This is a genomic window from Mycobacterium sp. NGS57, from assembly GCF_059812405.1.
In genome coordinates, this window is sequence record NZ_JCALCP010000007.1 from 116,815 (window position 1) to 139,284 (window position 22,470).

Genomic DNA, 22,470 nt, shown 5'->3' on the forward strand with positions numbered 1-22,470 from the left:
TCAGGCTTCCCCGTCGGAGGCCTGGGCGAGCACGGCGAGCCGGTCCATCGACTCGCGCAGCATGTCGGTCGTCGTCGAGCTCGCCCTGGCCAACCGCGTGCTGTCGGTCAATTCCGTCCAGTCATAGGTGTGGGTCACGCTGGTGAGGCTCGGGTTGATCGGGCTGAGCTCCCAGCGCCAAAGGTGGCCGGGCGGCGGCCTATTGGGCTCGGCCGGGCGCCAGGCGATCCTGCTGCCCTCGATGAATTCCACGACGTGGTTCTCCCGCACGGCACCGATGGTCAATGTCGTTTTGAACACGTCACCGACCTGGCGCACGCGCTGACCCGGGGCGGCCGAGGCAAGGTTGTCGTTGCCGTCCCAGCTCGGCTGGCGGGCGGGATCGGCGATCAGTTCGAAGATCCGATCGGCGCTGGCCGCGATGACGCGGGTCGCGCTCACGATGCGTTCCGGCGGTTCCATGCCGCTATCCAAGCACGCCTCAGCCCACGCGGAGCGCCTCGACCGGCCCGGACAGGGCGGCCTTCGTGTGGCGCGTGTCGCCGTCGGCCAGCACCTCGGCGTCCCCCCGCTCGATGCCGTCGACGATTTGGCGCGCCACGTGCCGCGGGTCGTTCTTGGGCACGTCGAATCCGGAGGTCATGTCCGTCTCGGTGAAGCCCAGGTGCACGCCGGTGACCAGCGTGCCCTGCTTTTCGAGCTCGATGCGCAACGAGTTCGTCGCCGACCACAGTGCCGCCTTGGAGTCCCCGTAGCCGCCAAAACCGGCCAACCAGGACAGGATGGACGCGATGTCGACCAGCGCCCCGCCGCCGTTGCCGGCCAGGATCGGCGCGAACGCCTTGGCCACGCGCAGCGCGCCGAAGTAGTTCGTCTCGAACACAGCGCGGACCTCCTCGATGTCGCTGCTGAGCAATGTCGACGCCCCGATGATGCCGGCGTTGTTGATCACGATGTCGGCGTCGGGCGCCGTAACCGCCAGGGCGGCAACCGAATCCGGCTTGGTGACGTCCAATTCGACACTGACCACCCGAGGATCCTCGCTGGGCTTCGGCGCCCGCGCGGTGGCGTACACCTTGGCCGCGCCGCGCCGCAGGAGCTCGTCCACGATGGACCTGCCGAGACCGCGCTGCCCGCCGGTGACCACGACCGTCGCCCCTTGGATGTTGACCATGACCGGTGCTCCTTGACATAGGTGAAAGTGTTTAGCCTACGTCAGGCTAGTGGACTACATGGACACAATCAAGTAGCTTTTGGATATGTCCGGGCGATGGCGTGCGTCACAGCGGTACGGGATCGCACCGGCGCCCGGGGGCTTGGCGCTGGTTCAGGACTTCCTCAACACCGCTGGTATCGAGGGGTACGGGCCGGATCTGCTGGCGGACACCGCGCTTGCCGGGGACTGGGCGGCCGGCGCGGTGCGGGCGTGGTCGATCGCGCGCGGCCACCAACTGCGGCCGCCCCCGCTCGGCGCCGCGGATGTGGCGAAGCTTCGGGCCCTGCGCGACGCGATCGCGGCGCTGGTCACCGGGGGACCCCCGACCGGGAGAGGGGCCGGCACCGTCGCCGCGACGCCTGCGTCGTTGACGCTGTCGCGGACCGGCGAGGTCCGGCTCGAACCCGCCGGCACCGGCTGGCGGTGGCTGGCGTCGGCGCTGTGGGCAGAAGTTCTGCTGAGCCAGCACGCCGACACCTGGCGGCGGCTCAAGCGCTGCCACAACCCCCGGTGCGCGTCCACCTTCTACGACCGCTCGAAGAACAACAGCGGCGTCTGGCACGACGTGAAGACGTGTGGCAATGCCGCGAACCTGCGGGCTTCCCGCGCCCGCAGACGCGAGCGCGCGCAGCGTCAGCCGGGCTAGTCGGCCGGGCCCGCACCCCCCGCGTCAGCAGCGCTCGTCGCCCCGACGCATGATCGGGGGTTTGGAATCCGCTTGGCGCGGTTCGGCTCTCAGCAACGCTTGTAAGGCCTCGCGCGCGCGGGCGCCGAGATGGGTCGGCGCCTGACTCAGCCTGTCCTGCAGTGTCGGCACGGTTCACCCCTCACTCTGTTCGGCCGGTTGGTCTCAATTGAATTGCATCGGGCCCGCCTTACGGCCGCGCCGCGCCGCGGTGAACGTCACGAAAAGCCGTTTTGTGGCGTTACGCACATTCGGCGGCGCACCGCCCGACTCGTCACACCCCGGCGTTGAACCGGCGCACATACCCGACCAGGCGGCGCGCCGGCAGCGCCCTCGGCCAGTCATCGGCACGGAAGTAGGCGTCGGTCCCGCCGTCGACGAAAACAACGCTGCCGCAAAGGAAGTCGGCCGAGTCTGACAGCATGAAACATATCCAGGCGGCCAGCTGCCCGGCGTCGCCGAAGCCACCGACCGGAACCGGGAACGACCGGACCGCCTTGGCCTGCCTGGGATCGGCCAGCTGTGCTTCCAGCAGCGGGGTCATGATCGCCCCGGGCGCCAGCGCGTTCAAGCGCACCCCGGATCCCGCCCAGTCCGGCAGCACCGCATGCCGGCGCACCCACCGGCTGACCGCGATCTTCGACGCCGCATACATCATCGTCGGCGCGCCCGGGCCGAACAGCCGCACCGATCGCACCGCCTTGTCCGCGTCGTGCGCGAGCAAGGCCCGCACGGTCCGTCCGGGCACGGCGGGCACCGTGGTCGTGGAATTGCTGGAGATGACGACGGCTTTGCCGCGGTCGGCCGCGGCCAGCGCGGGCCGCAGGGCGACGAGCAGCTCGACGACCCCGAGGTAGTTGACCTGCGCGATCTGGCGGGGCCGATCCCGGCCCGGGCTGGGGCCCACGCCGGCGGCCAGCACGGCGCCGTCAAGGCTGCCGCCGCACGCCGCCAGGACGCCGTCGGCGGCGCCGGCGCGGCCGTGTGGCGTCGACAGGTCCGCGACGATGTCGGCGTCTTTGACGTCGATGCCGATCACGGTGTGCCCGTCGGCGCGCAGCCGCTGCGCGGCCTCGCGGCCCATCCCGGAGGCCGACCCGCTGATCGCGTAGGTGCCCATTGGAGTCTCCGTTCCTCGTGGCGCAGTATGCCCGCCGTCCGCTCGCGCAGCACTGTTAGGTTATCTATGTGTCTGACCCGGAGCTCTGCGCCGACCACCGCCGGCTCGAATCGGTTTACGTGCCGCTGGCCGAGTCCATTCGCCGGCTCATCGACGTCAGCATCCGCAGCGAGGCCGACCCCGCGACGGTGGCCGCCGCGCGGGCGAAGATCGACCGTGCCGCGGACGAATTGAGCCAGGCCCTGCGGCCGTTATCCTTCGGGGTGCGCCGCACGCCCGAGGGCCAGAACATCGCCTGGGGCAACGTCGTGGTCGGTGCGCGCAACCCGGTGGCTCCGCCGCTGGTGATGCACCACGAACCCGACGGGCTGGTGTGGTCGGAATTCGTTCTCGGCGCGGCCTACGAGGGCCCACCGGAGCACGTCCATGGCGGTGTCTCTGCACTGATCCTCGACCACGTGCTGGGCGCCACGGCCCACCAGCCAGGCCGGCCGGCCTACACGGGCACCCTGACCCTGCGCTACCGGCGCCGCACCCCGCTCGGCCGGCCGCTGCGCGCGCAGGCCCACGTCGAGCGCACCGAGGGCGCCAAGACGTTCGCCGTGGGCCACATCGCCGACGAGCACGGCGTGACCGTCGAGGCCGAGGGCGTCTTCATCCACCCCAAGCGGACACTGGCGTGACCGCGCCCGTCAGGTCGGGGCCGCCGCGCGCTCGACGTCGAGGAGTTGCTCCCCTTTGCGCTCCTCGTCGTAGGCCTTGCGGCCGCCCCGGAGGCCGAACAACCGTTTGGAAACCAGCAGATAGATGACGGCGGCCACGTTGATCGTGAACGTGACCACGCGGGTCATCGTGATGCCCTTGGCCAGGTCATGGATCTCGAGCGGCAAGAAAACCGAGGTCGCCACTACCGCAAAGTACTCGCCCCAGCGCTTGAGCAGCCACAGGCCGACGGCCTCGACGACCTCGATCAGCGCGTAGCCGGCCAGCATCAGGGTCAGCAGGGCCAGGGTGGATGGCTTGGCGGCCAGCGCCTTCTCCAGCTCGTGCACGATCGTCATCTGGTCGACCTTGAACCCTGCGGCGCGAAAGATCGGCAGGTCGCGGTCCAGGGTCTCCTGGATGGCCCCGCGCGCCCCGCGGAATTTCCACACCGCGTACGCCGCCAGCGCGATCACCACCGCGCGGAACAATCGTTCGACCGCGAGCGCCCTGATGATGATCGCCTGGCGTAACGCCTTGCCGCGCATGATCATCGGCGCGTCTTGCGCATCCCCCCGCCCGTGCGGTGCGCCGACGACGAATTCCTCGCAGCGCAGGCAGCGCCAGACTTCGCCCAGCCCCGTGGTGCCACTGAGGCGGTCGGCCAGCGCCTCATCGTCCGGCGCGTAGGTGACATGGCCCGCGAGCGCGCAGGTGACCAATTCCCACCGGTTGCCGCCGCGATCTTTGCGCATGGCCGATCATCGACTGCCGACGGCGCACCATGCAAGGGGGCGCGCACGACGGGACATCAGAAGCGGGCCTAGAAGCGGGCCCTGGTCCGTGGGCGCCGGGCGGTCGGGCTCACCGCGCCGAGCAGCGCGGTGAACTCGGCGACCGGGATCTCGTCCAGGCGGTCGACCGCGGCGACGATGTCGGCCCGCAGCGCTTGCCCGCAGAATGGTTCGGCGAGCCAGCCGAATTTGTCGACGACGCGTGCCCAGGACAGCGCCCGGGTGGGCGATCCTTCGTAATCGCTCTGTTCGCAGTGGAATTCCCGCCCGTCGCGGGTGACCACGTGCACGCGGATCGCCGTGCGTTGCGGGTAGTCCGCGGTCAGGTCGGCGGCGGCCCGGACCTCCACCCGCGCCAGCAGGTCCTGCACGTCGCCGCGCAGCACCCGTTCGGTCTCGAGCTGTTCGGGACCGACGCCGCCGTCGAGCAGCGCCACCGCACTGAGGTATTTCAGGTTGTAGTCGGCCTGCTCCTTGGTATTGGGGTGATCCTTGTCGCCGTAGGCTCCCCCGCCGGCGAAGTCGTAGGCGCCCTGGAAGACCTCGAGGTTGACCCGCGCGACGTCCTCGCCGCGCAATCCGTTGTCGGTGCGGATTGCCAGGACCGCGTCGATGACGGCCTGCCCGTGGATAAGTGCGCAGTACTGCTTGAGGTAGGTCTGCTGCACGCAGGCCAGCGCGCGGTCGGCGGTTTGGAAATCGACGGGCTGATCGAGGAGTTGCGCCAGGCCGTGCGGTCCCTCGAACAGCGACCTGGGTCCGGTGATGCCGCGGGCCGCCAGCAGCGTCGTGTACACCGCCCGCATGCCGGTGATCGCCGGGGAGATGCCCTTCCAGTTCGAGACCGGCTCGGCGTGCACGGTGGCGAGCGAGACGTTGTCCGCGGCGGCGGCGGCGATGGCGTTGGCGGTCTTTTCGGCGTCGAGCCCGAGCAGTTTCGCCGATCCGGCCGCGACCGACATCGCCAGTTGCAGCGCGTGATTGAGGCCGCGCGCCATAAGGGGAACCTGGGCGCTGAACCGGCATTGCACCTCGTAGGCGACCGCGAGGGCCAGCAGGAAGTCCGCGCCGCCTGCGCCGACGTGCTCGGCCACGGCCAGCACCGCACCCAAATTGTCGGCGGGATGGCACAGTCCGCCCACCGTCAGGTAGGTGTCGAGCAGGTCGGGGTAGCGCACCAGCACCGCGTTGAAAAACGCGGCCTGGTCGACCGATGCCCGCCCGCCCCCGACGAGTGTTGCGGTCGGGGCGCCGCCGAACTGCGCGGTGTGTTCACGGATGGTGGCGATCAGCTCGCCGTCCAGCGAGCCGACGGCGCAGGCCACGCTGTCCAGCACGTTGCGTTTCAGCGACGCGCGCGCCGGCCCGCTCAGGTCCGCCGGCTCGGCGCCGACCACGAAGCCGGCGAGGTCGTCCACAACGTAGTCCCGCGACACAGCTATCCGCTCAGCATCCGGTATTGGGCGGCCACCTGCTGGTGTGCGTTGTCGAGTTGCCGCGCAACGGTTTTGATCGTGTACCGGTCCGTCGCGGCCAGGCACCAATAGCGGGGCACCAGCCCGTTGGACCCCGCGACACGCGTGCAGCGGCTCTGCGGCAGCCCCGGCACCGGCGAAGCCGGTTGGGCCGCAGTGGTTTTCGCCGCGATGTCGCTGTAGGCCCCGGCGAGCGTCTGCGCGGCGGCGGGATCCTTAGCCTGGTACACGGCGGTCAGGTTCGTCGCCACGTAGTCCACGCCGGCGGCCGACAGCGCGGCCCCGACCTGGACTGGGTTGTCTTCCAGGTGCAGTGCGCCCGCCGCCTCGTAGGCGGCCCCGGACATCTGGGTGACTTGATCGGCGGGTAGCGGCAGGGTGCGGGCCACGAGCCCGGTGGGGTCCAGCGGCAAAGTGGCGAATTGGTTGGCGTCGGTGGGCCGGAACGCGTCGATCAGCGGCACTTGCAGGTCCAGCACGCGCGCGGCCAGCGGCGCCTCGCAGTCGGGCCCGGCGGTGCAGCGCACGACTTGGGCGAGAACGTAGGGGCCGTGCGCGGTGAAGGCCGACAACTCCCGCACCATCTGGGTGCCGTCCTGGAAGGTCAGCACCGCCCCGGCGGCATCGGGGTGACCGGGAATGGGCAGCTCCTGCTCCGGCTCGGTCACGATCGGGGTGACGTCGGGGACGCGGGGCATGTGCATCGCCCGGTCGTGCATGCCCTGCGCGGCCGACGTCGCCGCGGCCGCGCTGGCGAAGCGCAGGACCGCGTTGCGCAGCGACATCTGCGGATTGGGGCCAGGTGTCTGCCGCTCGGACATGAACCCGACCACGAACGGGAGGTGGTAGGCGCCGCCGGCGATCGGCGCCCACGTGACGTGGGAGAACTGGTCGATGTCTTTGATCACCGTGGCCGCGAAGTTGGAGCCCGGGGTGGACAGCGACGCGTCGGCCTGCCAGGGCCCGACGACGTAGGCGGCCATGCGGCGGCCCTCGACGAGCCGCCCGGCCTCCTCGGAACCGGCGTCGCCCAGTGGGGGCGCCGGGGCCGTGGGATAGTTGCCCGGGTCGAGCTGCGAAACGTTGACCGGCGCCGACGGCGTCGCCTGCGCTCGGGGGGCGGGTCGCGCGGTGCCCGCGACGGTCGCGTGGTGGCAGCCCACCAGGACGGCGGCGAGCAGTACCGCGAGTGCGATCCGTTTCGCCTGTCGCGCTGGCCGTTTCACGTCACTCACTATGGCGTGCTCATGGCTTGCAGATCTTCCAACCGTCTTCGAGCTTGAGCGGCAGGCTCACTGAGCGGAAGCCCAGGGCCTCGTTCTGGGCGTCCATCGTCGCGGTAGCCGTGTCGCCGGTGACCGCGACCGAGGTGACCTTGACCGTGGTGAGGCCGTTCTGGACGCGCGTCTTTTTCAGGTAATCCATGGTGGGGCCGGTGAATTCGGCCCGCATCGCCGCGCACATCAGTTCGGTGTAGGCGTCCCAATTCTGGGTGTTGTAGGCGTCCTGAAACGCCATGACGGTCTGGCGTATCTGGTCTTCGGCGGACTCCGTCGTCGGGGGTGGCTGCGCGGCGGGCGGATTGGCCGGGGCCGCGGTCCCCGCCGGTGCCGGGGCGCTGCTGCGCGGTGACACCGCGGTGCCGGCGGTCACGGTCGAGCAGGAGGCCACCATCGCGGCGGCGGCCAGCGCGGCGGTGGCCGTGGCGAATTTCGTTGCCGTCGCGGTCATTTCTCCCACCCCTTCATTGGCGAGGCACCTTGGCGGCGGTCGCGGTGACGAGTGCCGCGACGTTGGCGCCACCGGTGCGGCATTGCCGGATGTCGATCAGGACGTTGCCGCGCACCTGGATGCCGTGCTGGCACGTACCGCCGCCGCCCCGCAGGGTGGCGGTCAAAGTGAGCACGCCGGAGGTGGTGGTCGGCTGGCCGAACTCCCACGCTTGCCCGGGCGCTCCCGGTTGGGTCACCGTGACGGCCTTGCCGCCGCACAAACCCCACTGTCCGCGCTGCATCATGTAGAACGGCCCGGCCTTGTCCGGCGGGAACGCGAGAACGGCCTGGGTGACGCTGCCCTGCCACGCCGTCTCGTTCAGGGCCCGCAGGTCCTGCACGGCCACCCCGGTGTAGCCACTCGTGCGGTACGTGGCCTGCTGCGCGGGCGCCCACGCGCCCACGCACTGCGGGTCGTCGAGGGTGGCGGAGTCGTCCAGCAGGGTGGTGCCGTCACGCTCGAGGACCAGGGGTCCCCCGCCGGTTCCGCTCGGGATCTGGGCGGACGTCAGCAGGATCGAGCGCAGCTGGGCGGTGGCGACGTCGGTGGCCGGCGGGCCCTGCGCGGCCGCCGGCACCGACCCCGATCCCGGGCCCGCGCCGGGTTCGCCACCCTGGTTCGCCGTTCCGCCGTCGGGCCAGGCGACGACGGTGACCGCGGCGGCGACGACCAGCACGATGCCGGCCAGCGCGGCGCCGATCAGGCCCCGCCGGCGGCGCCGCCCGGGCGGGCGCGGTCCGGGAGCCATCGTGCGCGCCCCGCTGTGCTGCCACCAGGGCGGCGCCGGGGAGCCGACGGGAGCGGGACCGACCGCCCCCCTCGGCACGGGCGGCAGCGGCGCGCGGCGGGCGGGGTCCCGCAGGGCGCCGGCGGCGGCCTCGGCGAGCTCTCCCGCCGAGCGGAACCGGGCCGCGGGGTCCTTGGCCATGGCGATGGCGATCACCTGATCCAGCGCGGCGGGCAGCGACGGGATCGCGTCGGTCACCCGCGGCGGCGGGCTGAACAGGTGCGCCATCATCACCGCGGCCGCGCCGTTGCTGGCCGGGAACGGCGTCTGGCCCGTCAGCAGCCGGAACAACGCGCACCCCAGCGAGTAGATGTCGACGCGGCCGTCGATCGGTGCATTCGACAGCACCTCCGGCGCCGCATAGGCGACGGTGGCCATCACCGAGCCGGTCGCGGTCAGGCCGACGTCGTCGAAGGCGCGGGCAATTCCGAAGTCGCCCAGCAGGACTCGCTCGTCGGGTCCCGCCGGCCCCGACAGCAGAAAGTTGCCCGGCTTGATGTCGCGGTGCACCACGTTGTGGGCGTGGGCGAAGTCGAGCGCCCTGGCCACCTGCGCGACGACGTGCACGGCGCGCTGCGGGGCCATGGTCCCGTCGCGCAGCGCGGCGTCGGCGTCGATGCCGTCGACGAACTGCATCGCGATCCACAGCTGGCCGTCCTCGGTCTGCCCGCGGCTGTAGACGGAGACGATCTGGGGGTGCTCGAGCGAGGCCGCCATGTCGGCCTCGCGGATGAATCGGGCCCGGAAGTCGGGATCACGGGACAGTTCCGCGGAGAGCACCTTCAGCGCGGTCTGCCGCGGCAGGTTGGGGTCGGCGGCCAGGTACACCGTGCCCATGCCCCCGGCTCCCAGCACCCGCTCGATGCGGTACCCGCAAACCACCGACCCGCTCGTCAGCACAGAAACACCCTACGGTCGCCCCCATATGTCCGTATTGCCAAACTAGACGGCCCGCGCCTGGGATTCGGCGATGGCCGCCGTTTCGTCGGTGAGCTTCCTGCCGATGACCCGGACCTGCCGCGCGCTCAACGGGCACAGCGGATGCACGGCCAGCATCAGGGCCACCCGGCCGCGATCGTCGAACACCGGCGCGGCGATCGTGACGACCGGCTGCTTGCGCCGGCCCGGGTTGTCGTCGGAGAGGAAGCCGATGGTGCTGAACTCGACGAGCAGCTGGTCCAGGATGTGTCGCACCGGGGTCGGCATCTCGTGGCTGTCGAGCGTGCCGACGACCTGGACGGCCTGCGCCAGCGCCGGCGTCGTCCAGTCGACGTCGAACCCACGCTCGCGCGTGTGCTCCAGGACGCGTTCGAGACGCTGCGCGCGGTCGGCGTTGGTGCCCGCACCGCGGCGGATCCACGCCCGCTGCTCCTCCTCGGTGTCCCAGGCCGCCAGCGCGACACCGAACGGCGGCGCGTAGGGAATGCGATCACCCGGGATGCCGGCCGGCTGCGTGGCGGGATCACCCTCGAAGGCGGTGACCACCAACGAATCACCGAATCGTTCGACGACGGAGCCCGCGTAGCCGACGTCGCGCGAGAGCCGCAGCGCCGCGGCGCGGGCGGCATGCGCGAGCGGGCGCGCGGTGTCGGTGCGCGCGGCCACCACGGCCAGGGCGGGGCCGAGGGCAAACGTCTTCGCGACGGGGTCGCGGCTGGCCCAGCCGCGGTCGCACAGCGTCTTGAGGATCGCGTGTGCCGTCGCCTGGGTGAGGTCGAGCTCGCGCACGATGTCGGAGAACCGCAGGCGCGCGTGCGCCGACCGCGCGAGGAGCTCGACAACGTCGAGCACCCGGGAGGTCGGCGCCGACGGCGATCCGCGAATGGCTTGACTCCCTTACGGCGAGCTTCCTACAGTTATGCCGAACATTCGAGATTTTATATCGATTATTCGAGAAAACAAGCGAGGCTTCGTTTGCGCGCAGTTGTGTTGAGAGACGGCCGGCTGGGGGTCCGCGAGACAGCCGACCCCGCGCCGGGCACGGGCGAATTGCTGCTGCGGACGCTGTGCACCGCGATCTGCGCGTCCGACGTGCACTTCATGGACCACCCCGAATTGGCGGTGGACGATCCGACGGGCCGGTCGCTGTACGACGCCGACCGCGACATCGTGCTCGGCCACGAGTTCGTCGGCGAGGTCGTCGGGCACGGGCCCGGCTGCACCGATCGGTTCCCGGTCGGCACGCGGGTGACGTCGATCCCGATTCGGCTGGTCGACGGCGGCGCCGGCGGCATGCGCATCATCGGTCAGCACCCGGAGGCGCAGGGCAGCTTCGCCGAGCTGCTGGTGATTTCCGAGGCGGCCGCCAAGGCGGTCCCGGGCGACGTCTCCGCCGACGCGGTCGCGCTGACCGATGCGTTCGCCGTCGGCGAGTTCTACGTGCGCTCGGCGCAGCTCCAGCCCGGCGAGATTCCCGTCGTCATCGGCGCCGGTGCGATCGGCCTGTCGGCGGTCGCCGCGCTGGCCAACCGCGGCGTCGACCCGATCATCGTGGCCGACTACAAGGCCGACCGCCGCGCGCTGGCCCGCGATCGCTTCGGCGCGCACGTCCTCGTCGACCCCGCCGAGAAGTCGGCGTTCGACGCGTTCCGGCAGATGCGCGGCGAGCGCGGAATGCCCGGTCCCGCTGTGATATTCGAATGCGTCGGCGCCGCGGGGCTGCTGCAGAGCATCGTCGAATCGGCCGAGATGGCCACCCGGATCTATTGCGCGGGCGGCTGGTACACCGGCGACACGCTGGACGTCACCACCGCCACCCGCCAGGGCGTCACGATCCAGTTCGGCGGCGGCCCGCACCCGCAGGACTGGTACGGAACGCTGGACGCCATCGCGTCGGGGCGGCTGGACCCGCTGCCCAGCGTCGGCAGCATCATCGGTCTGGACGAGGTCCCGGACGCGCTGGACCTGGCCCGCAAATCCGACGGCCCGCCGCGCATCGTGGTCCATCCGAACGGAGACATCCGATGACCGAACGCGAAGACCGCCAAGACATCTCGGAGCTGCTGGTGCGCTACGCCACCGGCATCGACCGGCGCGACTGGGCGCTGTTCCGGACCGTGTTCACCGACGACTGCGAACTCGACTACGGCGTGATCGGCGCGTGGCGGGGCGTCGACGCGGTCACCGATTTCATGGAACAGGTGCACGCCATGGCGGGGCACACCATGCACCGGCTGAGTAACCAGGCCATCACGCTCGACGGCGACCGCGCCACGGCGCGCACCTACATCGACGGCCTGATCATGGCCGGCGACAACACATCCGGCGTCAACGCGATCGGGTTCTACGACGACGAGATCGTCCGCACCGGAGCCGGGTGGCGCATCGTGCGCCGCCGCTACACCCAGGTGCGGCTGGTCACGGTCGGGGGCGATTGAGGTGACATTTGCGACCAGGTACGGGCCGTGGGCGCTGGTCGCCGGCGCCTCCGACGGCCTGGGCGCCGCGTTCGCCGCGGGGCTCGCCGAGCGCGGCGTCAACGTCGTCCTGCTGGCCCGCCGCCAGGCGGTACTGGAAGGGGTTGCGGCAGAAATCAACTCGCGGTTTTCGGTCGAGACACGAACCCTGGCGGTCGACCTTGCCGAGGCGGGCGCCGCGGCGGCGATCGCCGCGGCCACCGACGACCTCGAGATCGGGATGCTGGTGTACTGCGCGGGCGCCGATCCGAACTTCAAGCCGTTCCTCGATGTTCCGCTCGAAGCGGCCGAGGCGATGGTGCAGCGCAACTGCCTGGTGCCGATGCAGCTGTGCCATCACTTCGCGCCCGCGATGGTCACCCGCGGCAGCGGCGGCATCGTCATCTTCGGGTCCGGCGCCGGCCTGGCCGGCGGGCCCAACATGGTCGCCTACGGCGCCTCCAAGGCGTTCGACATGGTCCTCGCCGAGGCGCTGTGGGCCGAACTGCACGACAAGGGCGTCGACGTCCTGGGCCTCATCCTGGGCAAGACCAATACGCCCGCGTTGCGCGCACTCGAGCACAGCCGGGGGCAGATCGGCTCGCCCGACGACGTGCCGCCGGGGGCCGCCGCGGTCGAGGACGTCATCGCCGAGGCGTTCGCGAACCTGAGCAACGGCCCGACCTGGATGGTGGGCGAGGACATGCGCGCGGCCACGCAGATGATGGCGTCGCTGACCCGCAACCAGATCGTCGAACTCATGAAGCAGATGAGCGCCACGGCGATGGGGCCGGTGGACTGACGTTCCCGAGTGTAATTTCGCGACGCGCCACGCCGCTAAGCCGTCGTCGGATTCACTCTCGACACGCAGCCGCGCGCGGCCAGAAGGTTTGCCAAAGTTTCGGATCAGCCCGCCCGAACTTTCTGCATCGGTACGAGTAACCAGCAAAGACGGACCCCTGCCGGCCCATGCCGCAGCGACCTGCGACGTTGCTGGCCCGGTGTTCGACCGGTAACGTGGAAAAACAGTTCGCGACGGCAAGAAGAGCCGTTTCCAGACCGGCACCCCCTCCGATGAAGTGAAGGATGACGATGCTGGCCGCAGACAGGCCCGTTGCCGCGGTCCCCACGACACCGCGCGCGCGGCGGCTCACGTTGCTCCGTTCGGCGCTGATGACTGCGATATTCATGGCCCCGGCGGTCGTCATGCGGGTGGCGGGGCTACACGCGGATCCGGTCGCCGCCCTGCTGATCTTCGGCGCCGCGGTGGTGGCGGCCAGCTTCCTACTGGCCTGGGCCGCCGAGGCCGCCCAGATCGACGTCTCCGGCGGGCTGGCGATCGCGGTCCTCGCGCTGGTCGCGGTGCTGCCCGAGTACGCCGTCGACCTCTACTACGCGTACGCCTCCGGCCACAACGCCGAGTACACCCAGTACGCCGCGGCCAACATGACGGGATCCAACCGGTTGCTGATGGGCTTGGGCTGGCCCGTCGTGGTGTTGGTCAGCATGCTCGTGGCGCGAAAAGTCGGCGCCGGCAAATCCACCGGCCTGGCGCTGGAGCCCGCCAACCGCGTGGAGCTCGGGTTCCTGTTGTTCGCCGGTGTGGTCGCGTTCGCCATCCCGGCGAGCGGCGAAATCCACCTTGGGGTGGGCCTCGCGCTGCTGGGCTGGTTCGGCTATTACCTCTACAAGGTCAGCCATGGCGACGTCGAGGAACCCGACCTCATCGGCACCGCCGCCGCGCTCGGCGAGCTCCCCGACCGCGGCAGGCGCATCGCCGTCATCGGGCTGTTCGCCGTGTCGGGCGCGGTGATCCTGCTCTGCGCAAAGCCCTTCGCGGACAACCTGGTTGCCGCCGGCACCGAGCTGGGCATCGACCGCTTCCTGCTGGTCCAGTGGCTTGCCCCGCTGGCCTCCGAAGCCCCCGAGTTCATCATCGCGGTCATTTTCGCCAGCCGCGGCAACGGCACGGCGGCCATCGCCACGCTGATCTCGTCGAAGGTCAACCAGTGGACGCTGCTGATCGGGTCCTTGCCGGTGGCCCATGTGCTGGGCGGCGGCAAATTCTCCCTGGTGCTCGATTCGCGTCAGGTCGAGGAAGTGCTGCTGACGGCCACCCAGACCCTGATGGGGGTCGCGTTGATCCTGGGGTTGCGCTTCTCGCGCGCCGCGGCGTGGGCGCTGCTGGGATTGTTCCTCGTCCAGTTCCCGCTCGTCTCGACGCAGCAGCGGCTGGTGCTGTGCGGGGTCTACACCGCGATGGCCCTCGCCGGGCTGGTCATCAATCGCCGGCACCTGGTCGCAACCCTGCAGGCGCCTTTTGTCGGGAAAGCGATTCGGCACAGCGGTCACCCGCACCACGCACCCGACGAGTAGCTCCCAGCAACGCATCGGTACCGAGTTTTCCGCTGGTAAGCCACCGATTCGTGCCAATTGGGTTATGGTGCTCGCGTGGCTCGGGCATCCGAAGCCGAACAGGCGTGCGTGACGTGCGGCGCGCAGTTGCGCGCCACGGCGAAGTTCTGCGACGAGTGCGGCGCGCGGGTTGGACCGCCGGACAAGCCGGCGGAATACAAGCAGGTGACGGTGCTGTTCGCCGACGCCGTGCATTCGATGGACATCGCGGCCGCGGTCGGCGCCGAACGGTTGCGCGAGATCATGGCCGAGTTGGTGGAGCGGGCCTCGGCGGTGGTGCACCGATTCGGCGGCACGGTGGACAAGTTCACCGGGGACGGGATCATGGCGGTGTTCGGCGCGCCGGTTGCCTTGGAGGACCACGCTTTCCGCGCGTGCCTGGCGGCCCTGAGGCTGCAGGATGAGGCCGCACGCCTCGCCGCCGATGTCCATGACCGCGACGGCATCGACCTGAAGCTGCGGGTGGGCCTCAATTCGGGTCAGGTCATTGCCGGCGAAATCGGTTCGGGTGCACTGGGTTACACCGCGATCGGTGCGCAGGTGGGCATGGCCCAGCGGATGGAGTCGGTTGCGCCGCCCGGTGGGGTGATGCTCAGCGAGTCGACGGCCCGGCTGGTCGAAGACACCGCGACCCTCGCGACGCCGGAAAACGTCCGCATCAAAGGGTCCGAGGCTCCGGTGCCGGCCCGCCGCCTGATCGCGGCCGGGGGCGATCGGCGCAGCAGAACGGACCCCCGGCTGGTAGGCCGCAACTGGGAACTCAACACCATCGCCGGCCTCCTCGACGAGGCCACCGCTGGGACCGGCTGCGTCATCGGTGTCGTCGGCCCGGCGGGCATCGGTAAGAGCCGCACCGTCCGTGAATCGGAGGCGCTGGCGAAAAGCCGTGGCATGGAAGTCTTTACCACCTGCTGCGAGTCCCACACCAGCGACATCCCGTTCCACGCGGTGATTGGGCTGTTGCGGGCCGGGCTCGGCGTCGACGGGCTGGCCGGCGAGGCCGCACGCGCGCAACTCCGGGGACGATTTCCCAGTGCCGACGCCGAGGATCTGTGGCTGCTGGACGACCTGCTCGGCGTCGCCGACCCCGCAGTGGACGTGCCCAGCGTCGAAGGCGACGCCCGGCGGCGGCGCCTCACCGCGCTGGTCAACGCCGCATCGCTGGCCCGGACCGATCCCGTGCTGTACGTGATCGAGGACGCCCACTGGATCGACGAGGTCAGCGAGTCGATGCTGGCCGACTTCATGGCGGTGATTCGCCAAACCCCCTCGATAGTGCTGATCACCTATCGCCCCGAGTACCGCGGCGCGTTCACGGCGATCCCCGGGGCGCAGACGATCGCCTTGCGGCCGCTCAGCGCGGTGCAGACGACGGCGCTGATCGGCGAGTTGCTCGGCACCGATTCCTCGCTGGGCGAGCTGAGCGGCGTCATCGCCGAACGTGCCGGTGGCAACCCGTTTTTCGCCGAGGAGATCGTCCGCGACCTCGCCGAACGGGGCTCGATTCACGGCGAGCGCGGCTCCTACCTGCTCCGCGGCGACGCTGCCGACGCCGTGGTGCCGGCCACGTTGCAGGCCGTCATCGCTGCGCGCATCGACCGCCTGACCGCCGCGGCCAAACGCACGCTCGGTGCCGCGGCGGTCATCGGCTCGCGGTTCAGTCCGGATCTGGTTGCCGCCCTGGGTATCGACCCGGCCCTCGACGAGCTTGTCGCGGGTGAGCTGGTCGACCAGGTCGCCTTTACCCCGAAGAGCGAGTACGCGTTTCGGCATCCGCTGATCCGCTCCGTCGCGTACGAGTCGCAACTGAGAGCGGATCGGGCCGAGCTGCACCGGCGGCTGGCCGCAGTGATCGAGCAACACGAGCCGGATTCGACCGGCGAGAACGCGGCGCTGATCGCCGAACATCTCAAAGCGGCGGGGGACATGCACGCGGCTTTCGGGTGGTACATGCGCGCGGGGACGTGGTTGACTCATCGCGACCTCACTGCGGCACGTGCGAGTTGGCGGCATGCGCAAGACGTCGCGGACCGGCTGCCCGACACCGATACCGACCGAGCCGCAATGCGGATCTCACCGCGGACCTTGCTGTGCGCCAGTTCCTGGCTGGCCGGCGGCAGCATGGCCGACACCGGGTTCGACGAACTGCGCGACCTTGCCGACGCCGCCGGCGACAAGGTGTCGCTGGCCATGGCGATGGCCGGATGGGTGCCGGCGTTGATCACGCACGCCCGATTCCGCGAAGCATCGCGGTTGGGTTCCGAGCTCGAAACCCTGCTGGAGTCGCTCGGCGACGCGACCTTGACGCTTGGGCTGCTCTACAGCACGCTCGCCGCCAAGCTGCAATGCGGCGAGCTGGCCGACACCGTACGGCTGGCGCAACGGCTGATCGACCTGGCCGACGGTGACCCCAGCAAGGGCGATCTCATCGTCGGCTCTCCATTGGTGGGCACGATCATGCTGCGGGGCTGTGCGCGATGCGCGCTCGGAGACGCGGGTTGGAGAGCCGACGTGGACCAGGCCACCACGATGGTCCGTGCCTTCGAGCCCAGCTTGCGCGCGGTGATGCTGTTGTTCAGAAATTCGCTTATCTCGAACGGTGTATGGCTTCCGGGCGCGGCGGACCTGGAAGAGACAGCGGAGGTGCTCGCAATCGCCGAGCGATCCGGCGACAATCTGGCGCTGGCCTGCGCCCAGTACGTGCGCGGCGTGGTGCTCTTGTCCCTTGGCGGCCCTCGACGCGACGATGCCTTCCCGCTGATCGCGGCGGCACGTGAAGCCGCCCTGCAAGAGCGCTTCACGCTTTTGGTGGCCGTTTGGGCCGACAAGCACTTCGCTGACGAGAAGGCCCGCATCGGAGATTTCGACGGAGCGATCGAACTGTTGCGCCCGGCCATCGAACAGGAATACGCCTGCGCCGACATGATGTTGGTGGCGGCGACCACCGCCGCTCTGGTTCAAGCGTTGCTGCGCAGGAGTGGCAGGAAGGACCTTGCCGAAGCGCAGGCCGCTATCGATCGGCTGGCGGCGGTGCCTACCGAGCCCGGGTTCGTCTTGAATGAGCTGTGGCTGTTGCCGATGCGGGCTTTGGAGGCGCAGGCACGCGGCGACGACGCGGCCTACCGCGACTACCGCGACCGCTACCGCCTGATGGCGAATTCGCTTGGCTTCGAGGGGCATATCGCCTGGGCGCGGGAAATGGCCTGAATGCCATAACCCGGCTCCCCCTGAAATCGTGCTACGTATACGGTCCAGGGTTATGAATCGTGTATCGGTGATCACCGGCGGCGCGGGCGGGATGGGGCTGGCCACGGCCAGGATCGTCGGCCGCGACCACGCCCTGGTCCTCTGCGACGTCCGCCAGGACCGGTTGGCCGGCGCGGTCGCCACCCTGCAAGACCTCGGGATCTCTGCCACGGCCGTCCACTGCGACGTCACCGACCGGGGCGCGGTCGCGGACTTGCTCGACACCGCGAGCGGTCTCGGCGCGCTCGCCTCGGTGATTCACACCGCGGGGGTGAGCCCAAGCATGGGGCCTGCCGACTACATCCTGCGGACCAATGCCGTCGGCACCGTCAATGTCGGCGAGGCGTTTTACGCGATAGCACGCGAGGGCTGCGCGATCGTCAACGTCGCGTCGATGGCGGCCCACATGTTGCCCGCGGAAATCATTCCGACAGCGCAATTTCCGCTGGCGCTCGACGATCCCGATGCTTTCATGGACGCCATGCTGGCGGCGTGCGACATCGTCCCCGAGGACCTCCGGCCCGGCATCGCCTACGCCGTGAGCAAGAGCTTCGTGAGGTGGTACAGCCAGGCGCAGGCGGAGAGGTTCAACGCGCGTGGGTTGCGCATCGTCTCGGTTTCGCCGGGCTCCGTCGATACCGAGATGGGCCGGCTCGAGGAGCAGGCCGGTGCCGGCGCGATGGTCGCCGATGCCGCGGTCCCGCGGTGGGGCAAGCCCGAGGAGATGGCCGAGCTACTCGCCTTCTGCGCCAGCGACAAAGCGGGCTATCTCACCGGCACCGACATCCTCAACGACGGCGGGGTAATCGCCTCGATGACCGAGCGGGCCAGGGCGGCCGCGGCCGGCGGCTGACCCGCCGGCGCGGTGCACCCACTCGCGCGGCCGCAGCCGCCAGGTGCGGCGCGCGTATTCCAGCTCGGTGTACGGCCACTGGGTCACGATGCGGCCGGTGGGCGAACGGAAATAGCTGTCGCACAAGGTCCACACGGTGCGCTCCAGGTCCGCGGAAAGCGCTTCGTTGTAACGCCTTTCGGCCTCCGGACGCACGTCGACGTACCCGCCGCGGCGCGCCACCCGGCTCACGGCGCTGGCCACCAGCCGCGCCCCGGCCTCGAGTATGTAGACGATCGAGTTGCCCCCCTGGTTGGTATTGGGGCCGTACAGCATGAAGAAGTTCGGGAATCCGCCGACCGCGACACCCAGGTAGGCGCTCGGCTCGGCGCCCCAGAGCTCGTGCAGCCGCTGCCCGTCGACCCCGATGACGTCGATGCCCGACAGGTAGCGCGACGTCTCGAAGCCGGTGGCCAGCACGATGACGTCGGCGCCGACCGCCCGGCCGGTCGCGGTGATCACCGACCTCTCGGCGATCCGCGCGATGGGATCGGTGACCAGCTCGACGTTCTCGGCCTGCAACGCCCGGTAGTACTCGTCGCCCAGCAGCACCCGCTTGCAGCGGAACGGATAATCCGGCGTCAGCGCGCGGCGCAGCCCGGCGTCGGCCACGGTGCGCTCCAAAAACGACGACGCCACCTCGGTGCGCGCGGCCACCACCGGGTCGTCGGCGAAGGTCGCGGTGTTGTCGTGCTGAAATTTCCAGATCTGCCAACGCGTGCGGCGCACCGCCAACGGGTCGCACCGAAAGCGCGCCAATTCGGTTGCGCTGTAAGGTCGGTCGTCCTTGGGCACCATCCACGGCGGGGTGCGCTGAAACACCGTCACGCCTTCGGCGATCTTCGCGAGCTCCGGCACGACCTGCACCCCGCTGGCGCCGGTGCCGATCACCACCACGCTCTTGCCCGCCAATTCGACGCCGTGATCCCATTGCGCGGTGTGCATCAGCGTGCCGGCGAAGTCGGTCAGGCCCTCGATGTCGGGGAGCCTCGGTGCCCCGAACAGCCCGACGGCGCTGACGACGACGTCGGCGCTCAGCGTCGCGGCCTGGCCGGCGCGGTCCAGTTCGCAATCCCAGCGCCACGTGCCGGGGTTCCATCGCACCGAACGCACCTTCGTGCCCAGCATCAGGTGGCGGCGCAGATCGAAGCCGTCGGCCACGGACTCGAGGTAGGCCAGGATCTCGGGCTGCCGGGCGTAGGTGCGGGACCAGGACTTGTTGGGCGCGAACGAAAACGAGTACAGATGGCTCTGGATGTCGCACGCGGCGCCGGGGTAGGTGTTACGCCGCCAGGTGCCGCCGACCCCGTCGGCGCCGTCGACGATCGTCAGGTCGTCGATGCCGGCGCGGCGCAGCGCGACCGCAGCGCCCAGGCCGCCGAAGCCGGCCCCGATGATCGCCACCTTAGGCGAGCGTCCACGGCGGGTGGCTGCCCTCACCTTTCCCACCAGGTACTTCACGGCCCGGTCCCCGCGCCACGGATCTCGTAACCGTCCAGGTCCCCGTTCGCCCGCCACGCCTCCAGCATGTCGGCGTATTCGGTTGGCGCGCCGATGAAGAAGCTGCCCTGCCGGGTCTTGGCGTCGGCCTTTCCCTCCCGGTTGTAGTAGCCGGGGGTGCAGGTTTTGGCCCGCTCGGCGGTCGCGACGGAGCGGGCCACGACCATGTCGACCCAGGCGGCCTCGGCGGCCCCTGACGCCTCGACTTCGGTCACGCCGTGTTCGAGCGCCCACGCGATGATCCACGCGGCGTGGGTGGCCTGCACGTCGAGCAGGTACGGGAAGTTCACCGTCAGCCCCGCCTGGGCGATGCTCTCGATGAAGCAATTCGGGAAGCCGTTGGCGCACAGGCCCTGGAAGGTGCGCACGCCGTCGCGCCACCGGTCGGTGAGCGTCACACCGTCGCGGCCGATCAGCTCGAACCCGGTGCGCCGGCAGTAGTCGGTGCCCACCTCGAAACCCGTTGCGAAAATGAGGCAATCGAGTTCGTAGGTGACGCCGTCGACGACGACGCCGGCCTCGTCGATGCGTTGCACGCCGCGACCGCGGGTATCGACAAGGGTCACATTATCGCGGTTGAAGCTCTGCAGATAGTCGTCGTGGAAGCACGGCCGCTTGCAGAAGTAGCCGTACCACGGTTTGAGCGCCTGGGCGGTGGCGGGGTCGGTCACGATCTCGTCGACCCGGGCCCGGATCTCCTCCATCTTGGCGAAGTCGGCGAGCTCGAAGTTCGGTGCGCCGGCGCCGTCATGGCGCATGACCGGAAGCTTGCGGGTGATGCTCGTCCAGGCGTCGGCGACCAGGTCTTCGTCGGCCTGCCCGCCGGCCGTCAGGACCTGGAAGTTCCGGATGCGCTGCCGCTGCCAGCCCGGCCGTAATGCGTTGGCCCACTGGTGATCCGTGGGTTGATTGGCCCGCACGTCGACGGACGACGGCGTGCGCTGGAAAACGTACAGGTGCTGCGCGGCCGCGCCCAGGTGCGGCACGCACTGGACCGCGGTGGCGCCGGTGCCGATGATGCCGACGCGCCGTGTCGCCAGGTGCTCCAGCTTTTCGCCGGTGTAGCCGTAGTCCCACCGGCTGGTGTGGAAACTGTGCCCGCGAAAGCGGCCCAGGCCGTCGATGCCGGGCAACTTGGGCTTGGCCTGATAGCCGTTGGCCATCGAGACGAACTTGGCCCTCATCTCGTCGCCGTGGTCGGTCCGGATGATCCAGCGGGAAGTTGTTGCATGCCAGCGTATCTCGTGCACCTCCGTGCGCAGGCACGCGTCGCGGTAGAGGTCGTAGTGCTCGGCGATGCGCCGGCAGTGGGCGAAGATCTCCGATCCCTTGGCGTACTTGTCGGTGGGAACGTAGCCGAGCTCCTCCAGCAGCGGCATGTACACGTAGGACTCGACGTCGCAGGCGATCCCCGGATAGCGATTCCAGTACCAGGTGCCGCCCACGTCGGCCGCCCGGTCGATCAGCCGCACGCTTCGGACCCCGAGCTCGCGCAGCCGCGCCCCCGTCAGCAGCCCGCCGAAGCCGGCGCCGATGACCGCGACGTCGACCTCGTCGGTGAGCGGCGGCCGGGTGAACCGTCCGTCTGCCCACGGGTCCTCGGCGAATCGGGCGAACGCCCCCGTCGTCTGCACGTACTGCGCGATGCCGTCCGGGCGCAGGCGACGCGCCCGCTCCTCGGCGTACTTGCGCCGCAGCGCGTCGACGTCGAGCGCGGCCACCGTCTCGGTCACGGCCTCGACTATATAATCAATCAATTGATCATATCAATGGGTCTGCTTCCCCGCCGAGCCTGCGCTCAGCGCGTGGATCTCAGCGTTTTGTCGCTCTGGATGCAGTTTCGGCGCCGCTGGAGACCAACAGCGTCCCGCGGATCAGCCGCTTGGCCGCGGCCAGGGCCGCGTGGTAGTCCTGCGGTGGCAGCGACGCGCCTAACTCCGTCAGGCCGTAGATCAGCGAGTAGACCGCTTCCACCGCACCCCGGTCGACTGGACCGAGAATGACCTCGATGATGTCGCGGAACTCGGCGAACCCCGAGTCACCGGTTTCGGCGCGAATGGCCCACTCGAAGGCCGCGAGGTCGGGGTACTCGCGCATCAGCCGGCCCGATTCGTCCAAAACGGCTTCGATGCGGTCGACGACGCCGCCGGGGCGGCCGGCGGCGTGGCGGAGCCGCGGCAACGCGACATCGGTCCTGGCGGCGGCGGCCGCTTTGATCAACTCCGATTTGTTGGGGAAGTAGTTGTACAGGCTGGCGCTGGTCACCTCCGCGGTGCGGGCAATCTCGCGGATGGTCGCGCGCGAGTAGCCGGCCCGGGCCACGCAGCGCATGGTGGCGGCGATGATCCGGCGGCGGGTCTCCTCGCCGCTGGCGCCGACGGGGCGGCCGCGCTGCGCCCGCGTCATCGCGACGTCCTCACCCGTGTGAATATAATCGGCCGATCGATTAACGTTCGGTTCTGGCACGGAG

General features: G+C 69.9%; 20 protein-coding genes. 8 read left to right on the top strand and 12 right to left on the bottom strand.

Going from position 1 to position 22,470, the window contains the following annotated elements:
• Positions 1-462: an SRPBCC family protein gene (locus AC5Y43_RS14930; protein WP_499973644.1), complete on the bottom strand. Its 462-nt coding sequence runs from the start codon at positions 460-462 to the stop codon at positions 1-3.
• Positions 463-481: 19 nt separating this feature from the next.
• Positions 482-1,174 (bottom strand): SDR family oxidoreductase, encoded by a 693-nt coding sequence (locus AC5Y43_RS14935; RefSeq protein WP_499973645.1) that lies wholly within the window; start codon positions 1,172-1,174, stop codon positions 482-484.
• Positions 1,175-1,259: 85 nt separating this feature from the next.
• Here AC5Y43_RS14935 and AC5Y43_RS14940 point away from each other — a divergent pair, with 85 nt between their 5' ends.
• Complete coding sequence (locus AC5Y43_RS14940) at positions 1,260-1,862, top strand: CGNR zinc finger domain-containing protein (protein ID WP_499973647.1); 603 nt, start codon at positions 1,260-1,262, stop codon at positions 1,860-1,862.
• A gap of 313 nt (positions 1,863-2,175) precedes the next feature.
• Here AC5Y43_RS14940 and AC5Y43_RS14945 read toward each other — a convergent pair whose 3' ends face one another.
• Complete coding sequence (locus AC5Y43_RS14945; protein WP_499973648.1) at positions 2,176-3,021, bottom strand: SDR family oxidoreductase; 846 nt, start codon at positions 3,019-3,021, stop codon at positions 2,176-2,178.
• Between the two features lie 68 nt (positions 3,022-3,089).
• Here AC5Y43_RS14945 and AC5Y43_RS14950 point away from each other — a divergent pair, with 68 nt between their 5' ends.
• Positions 3,090-3,704: a PaaI family thioesterase gene (locus AC5Y43_RS14950; RefSeq protein ID WP_499973649.1), complete on the top strand. Its 615-nt coding sequence runs from the start codon at positions 3,090-3,092 to the stop codon at positions 3,702-3,704.
• 9 nt (positions 3,705-3,713) lie between these two features.
• Here AC5Y43_RS14950 and AC5Y43_RS14955 read toward each other — a convergent pair whose 3' ends face one another.
• The 6 genes from AC5Y43_RS14955 to AC5Y43_RS14980 form a co-directional block, all read right to left on the bottom strand.
• A complete protein-coding gene (locus tag AC5Y43_RS14955) occupies positions 3,714-4,478 on the bottom strand; it encodes a DUF2127 domain-containing protein (RefSeq protein ID WP_499973651.1) in 765 nt (254 codons plus the stop codon).
• 68 nt (positions 4,479-4,546) lie between these two features.
• On the bottom strand, positions 4,547-5,935 hold the full coding sequence (locus tag AC5Y43_RS14960) for an MmgE/PrpD family protein (protein WP_499974023.1): 1,389 nt from the start codon (positions 5,933-5,935) through the stop codon (positions 4,547-4,549).
• 20 nt (positions 5,936-5,955) lie between these two features.
• Entirely contained in the window at positions 5,956-7,218 is a 1,263-nt protein-coding gene (locus tag AC5Y43_RS14965; protein WP_499973653.1) for a DUF7373 family lipoprotein, read from the bottom strand.
• A gap of 19 nt (positions 7,219-7,237) precedes the next feature.
• Positions 7,238-7,723, bottom strand: a complete 486-nt coding sequence (locus AC5Y43_RS14970) for an Rv0361 family membrane protein (RefSeq protein ID WP_499973655.1) — start codon at positions 7,721-7,723, stop codon at positions 7,238-7,240.
• A 13-nt stretch (positions 7,724-7,736) separates the two neighbouring features.
• Positions 7,737-9,452, bottom strand: a complete 1,716-nt coding sequence (locus AC5Y43_RS14975) for a serine/threonine-protein kinase PknH/PknJ (protein ID WP_499973657.1) — start codon at positions 9,450-9,452, stop codon at positions 7,737-7,739.
• A 42-nt stretch (positions 9,453-9,494) separates the two neighbouring features.
• Positions 9,495-10,343 (bottom strand): helix-turn-helix domain-containing protein, encoded by an 849-nt coding sequence (locus AC5Y43_RS14980; RefSeq protein ID WP_499973659.1) that lies wholly within the window; start codon positions 10,341-10,343, stop codon positions 9,495-9,497.
• Between the two features lie 123 nt (positions 10,344-10,466).
• Here AC5Y43_RS14980 and AC5Y43_RS14985 point away from each other — a divergent pair, with 123 nt between their 5' ends.
• From AC5Y43_RS14985 to AC5Y43_RS15010, 6 genes are all read left to right on the top strand, one after another.
• Positions 10,467-11,519 carry a zinc-binding dehydrogenase gene (locus AC5Y43_RS14985; RefSeq protein WP_499973662.1) on the top strand — a complete coding sequence of 351 codons (1,053 nt, stop codon included), beginning with the start codon at positions 10,467-10,469 and terminating at the stop codon, positions 11,517-11,519.
• Positions 11,516-11,929, top strand: a complete 414-nt coding sequence (locus tag AC5Y43_RS14990) for a nuclear transport factor 2 family protein (RefSeq protein ID WP_499973664.1) — start codon at positions 11,516-11,518, stop codon at positions 11,927-11,929. The genes AC5Y43_RS14985 and AC5Y43_RS14990 overlap by 4 nt, the downstream gene beginning before the upstream one ends.
• Before the next feature lies 1 nt (position 11,930).
• On the top strand, positions 11,931-12,749 hold the full coding sequence (locus AC5Y43_RS14995; RefSeq protein ID WP_499973666.1) for an SDR family NAD(P)-dependent oxidoreductase: 819 nt from the start codon (positions 11,931-11,933) through the stop codon (positions 12,747-12,749).
• Positions 12,750-13,033: 284 nt separating this feature from the next.
• On the top strand, positions 13,034-14,323 hold the full coding sequence (locus tag AC5Y43_RS15000; RefSeq protein WP_499973667.1) for a calcium:cation antiporter family protein: 1,290 nt from the start codon (positions 13,034-13,036) through the stop codon (positions 14,321-14,323).
• A gap of 75 nt (positions 14,324-14,398) precedes the next feature.
• Positions 14,399-17,569, top strand: a complete 3,171-nt coding sequence (locus AC5Y43_RS15005; RefSeq protein WP_499973668.1) for an ATP-binding protein — start codon at positions 14,399-14,401, stop codon at positions 17,567-17,569.
• A 52-nt stretch (positions 17,570-17,621) separates the two neighbouring features.
• Positions 17,622-18,461, top strand: coding sequence for an SDR family oxidoreductase (locus AC5Y43_RS15010; RefSeq protein ID WP_499973670.1), 840 nt, complete (start codon positions 17,622-17,624; stop codon positions 18,459-18,461).
• Here AC5Y43_RS15010 and AC5Y43_RS15015 read toward each other — a convergent pair.
• From AC5Y43_RS15015 to AC5Y43_RS15025, 3 genes are all read right to left on the bottom strand, one after another.
• Entirely contained in the window at positions 18,342-19,904 is a 1,563-nt protein-coding gene (locus tag AC5Y43_RS15015; protein ID WP_499973672.1) for a flavin-containing monooxygenase, read from the bottom strand. The two genes, AC5Y43_RS15010 and AC5Y43_RS15015, sit on opposite strands and share 120 nt — an antisense overlap.
• A gap of 53 nt (positions 19,905-19,957) precedes the next feature.
• On the bottom strand, positions 19,958-21,733 hold the full coding sequence (locus AC5Y43_RS15020) for a flavin-containing monooxygenase (protein WP_499973674.1): 1,776 nt from the start codon (positions 21,731-21,733) through the stop codon (positions 19,958-19,960).
• Positions 21,734-21,812: 79 nt separating this feature from the next.
• A complete protein-coding gene (locus AC5Y43_RS15025; RefSeq protein WP_499973676.1) occupies positions 21,813-22,406 on the bottom strand; it encodes a TetR/AcrR family transcriptional regulator in 594 nt (197 codons plus the stop codon).
• Positions 22,407-22,470: the final 64 nt, after the last annotated feature.